This is a genomic window from Pseudorhodobacter sp. W20_MBD10_FR17, from assembly GCF_052119765.1.
Taxonomy (GTDB): Bacteria; Pseudomonadota; Alphaproteobacteria; order Rhodobacterales; family Rhodobacteraceae; genus Pseudorhodobacter.
In genome coordinates this window covers 1-5,701 of sequence record NZ_JBGQOQ010000075.1, presented here as the reverse complement: position 1 = coordinate 5,701, position 5,701 = coordinate 1, and the positions used below count along the sequence as shown (strand labels likewise).

Below are 5,701 nucleotides of genomic sequence, written 5' to 3'. Positions count from 1 at the left end.
CTGCCATAGTCCGAAAAGGACGCCCGTGTCGCATTACTGACACCGACACACTTCCAATGTTTACAGACACTTAAAGAAGGAGTGTATAATGAAACATGCTTCCCGATGCCACGAAGGGCACGTTCGGCTGCGTTGTTCGTGAGGCAGATGCGGCCATCATCGAGGAAACGGGTGAAGGCTTCCCAACGCCCGTCTTCTTCAAACTGACCGGTCAAAAAAGCTGAAGACTGCAATAAAGCTTTTAACCTTCCGCAAAGGTCGAATGAATGGAAGAAGATCAGATAAATGCAACGCTGTTGGCGATGCGGAACAAAACAGACAACAGTGATGCACTTGGGATCGCTCAAGTCCGGCGCACGGTTTGCCTGCTTTGCTCGCCATCCTTTCGAAAAAACATAGCCTATATCGTGGCCGCCTCAAGCATTGGCTTTTACATCACCGCATAACACACTTCCCCTAAGCCGTGTCCTTTGGGAGCCGCGCAACAAACACCAACGCCAGAAGCTTTAAAGCACAAGGCATTAGCGCATAGAGAACATTCAAAGAGTGCAACGCATCCGTTGTATTTGGTCCACTTGGCGTAAAACCTGCATATTGCAGCGCCGGCAAAACAATCGCGGCGGCCAATGCCAATGACAGTTTAGCAGCAAACGCCCAGACACCAAAACCAATTCCAGTGCTAACCCCTTGCTGCACCAGCGCATTGGCAAACAATGCAGGCAAAATGACCATGTCTGCGCCCAACGCAACACCTGAAATCGCGGAAATCATACCAAACTGCCAAGCCGCCCCAACAGGAAGCAGGTAGGCCCCTAGGAAAGACAAAATGGCAAGGCTCATCGCGAATAACAACACTTTGCGAGCACCAAAACGTGCGGACACCTTTGACCAGAACGGCGCAGAGACGCCCGCTGCCAGAAAGAATAGCAAAAGAAACACGCCGGTAAGGTCAGCAAGTTGGAGGCGGTCTTCGACAAAAAAGACGAAAAGAGTAGAGGTAACGGCAATGGGTAGCGCATTCAGAAGGGCAATCAAAAGTAGCTGAATGATCTTTGGCTGTAACAGCTCTTGAAACGATTGACCGAGTGGAATTCCGGCGCCCACTGGCTCCCAAAATGGCCGACTAAGCCGCCAAATAACCACTGATATGATGACCAAAAGCATGCCAAAGAGCGCATAGCCTTGGAGCGCCCCAAAATACGCCCCCAGAAGTCCCGGCAGGATCGCGGCCACCACGATACCACCAAGCGACCCGGTTTCGCGAACGCCTGCAAACCGCAAGTGATCGCTTTCGGCACCACTTCCAACAATTTCAGCACCCTGTCCGTAGAATAGGATGCTGCCGAGGCTATAGGCGGTGAAAACCAGAACCAGTCCGACAACCAATCCAAACAGGCCCGGCTGGATCACAAAAGCGATTAAAAACCCGAGCCCCATTCCTAAAAATGCGACCGCCGCAAAACGCGGACGATAGGTTGGAAATCTGTCGATCATGCGCCCCAAAACGGGGTCTTGCACAAAATCCAAAGCACGGAGGCCGAAAAGGACATATCCGATTGTACCAAGTCCAATACCCAGTTCGGCCGCAAAGCTCGGAAGATGGATATACAACGGAATTCCCGCCGAGGCCAAGAACGCCGCGATCGCGGGGACGGTCAATCGATTGCTCATTCTATTTCCAAACTTTCATCTTTAGCTTAGGACCAACCTAGCAAGTTCATTTATACTGACGAACGTCTGCTTCAAATAGCATAGCAATCTCATGGTCGCGACTGCAGCGAATGGCAGCTTACCGCCGTTGGTGCATATCAACATGAACGGCCCAAACCTGACATTGACCATGCCTCCCCATTGTTGCGGTGCGGCCCCTCGAAGCGGTCATTCGTGCAGAGTGCAGCATTTTTGTGGGTCAAACGTTGGTGTGCGGGACTTTGCAGACCTTCGCGATGGTGATACCGCAACACGAAAAGATTTTAAGATGGGTAGAGAAATGGAATTCCGTTCCGGTTATGCCACGCGGCAACAGCAAATAGTAGAGCTTTTCATAGAAACTTTTTCAGCCTCAGAAGGCGCTGATGAAGGGAGGTTGATTGGTGATTTCGTTCGCAATCTGATGGAAACGACACCGGATGAAGAACTGTTTGTTTGGTCGGCATACGAAAATGACGCGCTTCTTGGGTGCATCTTTTTATCACGACTGACATATGATCACGATGATCGAACAGTTTTTATCCTGTCTCCAGTCGCGGTTAAGACGGATCGTCAGAAAACCGGTATCGGCCAACACCTGATTTTGCATGGGTTGGATCACTTGCGCAAAGCGGGTGTTGATTTTGTCGTAACTTATGGCGACCCAAACTACTATTCCAAGACGGGATTTCATCAGATTTCCGAAGAATTTGCCCAAGCGCCTCTTAAGCTAAGTTTTCCGGACGGATGGTTGGGGCAGTCGCTCACAAACCACGATGAACGGTCATTGATTGGGGCGTCCCGTTGTGTGCCTGCGCTCAATAATCAAGAACTTTGGTGATAGGCAATTTGGGCTCATTGCGGACCCCGGATGCAGCGCAGCATTTTGTGATATGATGCAGTGTCAACGTCTGGTTGTCGATGTGGGAGGGTGTGGCGGATAGGAGGAACTGCCATGCCAATACCAACCTTACCAGCCATTCGCGCACTTCGCCCCGCTTGGAATAAGGGCCGCATTGTTGGTCAAAAACGGCCGCTAAAGCCCAAACATGTCTGGGCGATCCGTGTCAGGCTTGAACTGGCCGAGAACCATCGCGATCTTGCCCTGTTCAATATGGCGATCGATAGCAAATTGCGCGGCTGTGACCTTGTTCGGATGAAAGTGATCGACGTCATGGCGTCTGGACAGATCAAGGAACGGGCATCGGTGTTGCAAAGCAAAACCCAAAAACCGGTCCGGTTCGAGATTTCCGAAGGCACCCGCGCCTCGGTGGCGAAGTGGATGGAAGATCCGTTGATGGTCGGATCCGAATTTCTCTGGCCCGGGCGTTTTCACGAGCGCCTGCACATCTCAACTCGCCAATATGCTCGGATTGTGCGGGATTGGGTTTCATCCATAGGTTTGGAAGTGACCGCCTATGGAACCCATTCGATGCGGCGTAAAAAGGTTACCCAAATCTATAAGAAAACGGGCAACCTGCGTGCTGCGCAGCTTCTGCTGGGGCATACGAAGATGGACAGCACTGTCAGATATTTGGGCGTTGAACTTGAAGATGCGTTGGCAATAGCGGAAGCTATTGAAATATAAGAGCTTGGGCCGTTCGACACGGACGGCCCAGACCGGTCATTCCGCTCACCGATAAGTAGTCCCAAAAGCAGCCATTGGTCCGGCGAGCTAAACGGGGAATCCTTTGAATTTATTTTTCGTACATTTGAGATCGATTCATGTTACGCGATTTGACCGAGACCTTTAATGTTCACAGGTCTGTTGCAACGCCTGCGCGCGCTTCGAAGAAGTCTCTTTTACAATTCAAATAGGTGGACGGAATGCTCTCATTGCATGCGATGCCCGACGCATTTACGATAAGCGAATGCGGGCTGATTATTGCCGCGATTTCAAAAATGCCAACTGATGAGGCTCTCCTTGTCGGCCGCAATAAAGATCACAACCTTCGCAAAGCAGAGTTGGTCTGGACAGATAACGTGGCTGGCTTGGAGTGGGTGATGGAGCGCCTGATCGAGCTTGTTCGTAGATCGAACAGAGATCGATTTGAATTCGATCTGCGCGAGTTTTCCGAAAGCCCCCAGGTGGCAATCTACAAGTCGTCAGATAGCGGACACTTTGCCTGGCACTCCGACATTGGCGGCGGTCCTGCCTCTGGAAAACGAAAGCTCACCCTCGTGCTACAGTTAAGTGATGCAGATACTTACGAGGGCGGCGACCTACAGATTATGCCCGGCGCTCAAGTTCTCACAGCCAATCGTACCCAGGGGGCCGTTAGTGTTTTTCCGAGCTTCACGCTTCATCAGGTAACGCCAGTCAAACGCGGTATACGTTATTCAATGACCGTCTGGGCACACGGGCCAGCATTTCGCTGAATCGGCCCAGAGGAGACATTGAGCGAGCGTTTTGTTATTGCAGCGCAGCTTCCCAGAGCAGAAGTGACCCACAGCCATCAACTTGGCATTGCGTCCTGCCCACGATGCGCACGTGACCTACCGACCACAACTCGCTAACGGTTCGTACATACATTAGTGAAAGCCATCCTCATGCAAGATCAAGACCTGACCGAAGGTACGATTTCCGGCCATTTTCGAACGCTCGCCGTGCCAGCGGCGATGGGGATGCTGTTTTCAACGCTTTATAACGTCGTCGATGTGTACTTTGCGGGCCAGTTGTCAACCGAAGCGCAAGCGGGTCTTGCCGTTGGCTTTCAAGCTTTTTTCGTCATGATGGCCGTGGGTTTTGGGACGGGATCAGCGATGAGCGCGCTTGTCGGCAATGCACGGGGCAAGAAAGACGACGTTGCGGCAAGGCGGACCGTCATGCAGGGTCTGTCCTTCGCAGTTGCAGCGACAGTTGTACTTATCGTCGTAGGTGCATTCGTCGGGCCATACCTGATTACGCTGGTTTCCGAACCCGGCGGGTATCGGCACGCCGCCAATGGGTATTTCTACTGGTTGCTTGCGGCACTGCCTGGGTTTCTGATCGCCTACACAGCCAACGGGATATTGCAGGCCCATGGTGACAGCGTCACGTTGCAACGCGCCATGATTGCAGCATTCTTCGCCAATATCGGCCTTAATCCACTGCTTATCTATGGCATTCCGGGACTGATCCCAGGGCTAGGGTTTAATGGTATCGCGTTGGCCACCGTTGTGTCGCAGACCGGTGTTATGTTGTTTGTGTTGCGCGCCGTATTTAAACTACGTGTTACCAATGGTGCCCGACCGCATGAACTTACGCCGAATGCTGGTTCATATCGTGAAATCTTTGCTCAGATGATCCCAACAGCCTCTGCTTTTATGGTTATGTTCATATCGGGTTTTATTGTGCAATATGCGCTTAAAGGATTTGGTGAACATGCGCTCGCGGCTTACGGTATTGCGTTGCGGATCGAACAAATCTTACTCTTGCCCGTTCTTGGCATGACGGGTGCGCTTTTGCCCATTGCCGCGCAAAATTTCGGCGCAGGCAATCATAATCGTGTCCGTGAATCGCTTTGGTTTTGTTGGAAGCTGGGGTTTGTCATGACTATTGGGGCAGCGCCAATCCTTTGGTTTGGCGGTGCTGCTGCCATGTCACTGTTCACCGACGATCAAGCCGTTATAGATGTCGGTGTCAGCTACCTGCGTGTCGATAGCTTTTTGTTTATTATCTATATGATGCTGTTTTCCATAAATTCATTCTTGCAAGCACTCAAACGTCCCATCTGGACGCTTTGGATCTCGATCTACCGCCAAGGCTTTGGTGTGGCCTTCTTCGTGTGGCTTTTAATTGGTGTGTTTAGCCTAGATGTTTGGGGTGTCTGGCTTGGCATAGGACTCGCGGTCAGCACCGGGTGGATCATCGCATTAATCATCGCAAACCGTGTAGCCAACCAAGAAATCGGCGGTCTTAAGTGAAAGCCTTGGGTGTGCTGTAACCGTTGCATCAGCCTTGCAGTTACCCATAAGTGTCTGGCGGCGACGTTGCGATGCGGGCTCCCTCGACGAGATCGGCTAGGCGTGA

At 51.7% G+C, this 5,701-nt stretch carries 5 protein-coding genes and 1 pseudogene; 4 read left to right on the top strand and 2 right to left on the bottom strand.

Translation table 11 applies throughout. From position 1 onward, the window contains the following. Positions 1-104 precede the first annotated feature (104 nt). Both ACEN2J_RS20295 and ACEN2J_RS20290 read right to left on the bottom strand, forming a co-directional pair. Positions 105-188 (bottom strand): annotated as a pseudogene (locus tag ACEN2J_RS20295) (IS66 family transposase); the annotation flags it as partial. Between the two features lie 268 nt (positions 189-456). Next, the gene (locus ACEN2J_RS20290) at positions 457-1,671 is read right to left on the bottom strand and encodes an MFS transporter (protein ID WP_442108502.1); all 1,215 of its coding nucleotides are present in this window, start codon (positions 1,669-1,671) and stop codon (positions 457-459) included. 319 nt (positions 1,672-1,990) lie between these two features. On the opposite strand from ACEN2J_RS20290, the gene ACEN2J_RS20285 reads away from it, so the two are divergent. The 4 genes from ACEN2J_RS20285 (at position 1,991) to ACEN2J_RS20270 (ending at position 5,595) form a co-directional block, all read left to right on the top strand. Beyond that, a complete protein-coding gene (locus ACEN2J_RS20285) occupies positions 1,991-2,530 on the top strand; it encodes a GNAT family N-acetyltransferase (RefSeq protein WP_442108500.1) in 540 nt (179 codons plus the stop codon). 114 nt (positions 2,531-2,644) lie between these two features. Next, the gene (locus ACEN2J_RS20280; protein WP_442108498.1) at positions 2,645-3,277 is read left to right on the top strand and encodes a tyrosine-type recombinase/integrase; all 633 of its coding nucleotides are present in this window, start codon (positions 2,645-2,647) and stop codon (positions 3,275-3,277) included. Positions 3,278-3,516: 239 nt separating this feature from the next. Next, a complete protein-coding gene (locus ACEN2J_RS20275; RefSeq protein WP_442108496.1) occupies positions 3,517-4,068 on the top strand; it encodes a 2OG-Fe(II) oxygenase in 552 nt (183 codons plus the stop codon). Positions 4,069-4,239: 171 nt separating this feature from the next. Further along, a complete protein-coding gene (locus ACEN2J_RS20270) occupies positions 4,240-5,595 on the top strand; it encodes an MATE family efflux transporter (RefSeq protein ID WP_442108494.1) in 1,356 nt (451 codons plus the stop codon). The last annotated feature ends 106 nt before the right edge of the window (positions 5,596-5,701 follow it).

What these genes read in the sequence shown, in the direction of transcription:
- ACEN2J_RS20285 (WP_442108500.1), top strand. Translation starts at nt 1,991, where the DNA reads ATGGAATTCCGTTCCGGTTATGCCACGCGGCAACAGCAAATAGTAGAG.
- ACEN2J_RS20270 (WP_442108494.1), top strand. Translation starts at nt 4,240, where the DNA reads ATGCAAGATCAAGACCTGACCGAAGGTACGATTTCCGGCCATTTTCGA.
- ACEN2J_RS20280 (WP_442108498.1), top strand. Translation starts at nt 2,645, where the DNA reads ATGCCAATACCAACCTTACCAGCCATTCGCGCACTTCGCCCCGCTTGG.
- ACEN2J_RS20275 (WP_442108496.1), top strand. Translation starts at nt 3,517, where the DNA reads ATGCTCTCATTGCATGCGATGCCCGACGCATTTACGATAAGCGAATGC.
- ACEN2J_RS20290 (WP_442108502.1), bottom strand. Translation starts at nt 1,671, where the DNA reads ATGAGCAATCGATTGACCGTCCCCGCGATCGCGGCGTTCTTGGCCTCG.